The sequence below is a fragment of the Alkalicoccobacillus porphyridii genome, from assembly GCF_007293315.1.
GTDB classification, from domain to species: Bacteria; Bacillota; Bacilli; order Bacillales; family Bacillaceae_D; genus Alkalicoccobacillus; species Alkalicoccobacillus porphyridii.
The window spans coordinates 1-248 of sequence record NZ_VLXZ01000355.1; the positions used below are offsets into that span (position 1 = coordinate 1).

Annotated in this window: 1 protein-coding gene; it reads right to left on the reverse strand. The window is 49.6% G+C overall.

The genetic code is table 11. The annotated features are described in order from the left end of the window. A partial coding sequence (locus tag FN960_RS24570; RefSeq protein WP_368854073.1) for a uroporphyrinogen decarboxylase family protein occupies positions 1 to 248 on the reverse strand: 248 nt, incomplete at both ends.

Genomic DNA, 248 nt, shown 5'->3' on the forward strand with positions numbered 1-248 from the left:
ACGCAGTAAACCATCAACAATTTTATGCATGTAATAGAGCGAGAACTGTTGATAATCGCGCCCGGTAAGCACACCGCCCCAGGTGTCGAAAATCATCACTGCCTGAGCACCGGCTTTAATCTGCGCATTCAGATACAAAGTGACGCTTTTCGCCAGTTTATCGAGTAGAGCGTGCAGCGCCTGCGGATCGGCATACATCATTTTTTTGATCACGGTGAACGCTTTGCTGCTGCCGCCTTCCACCATGT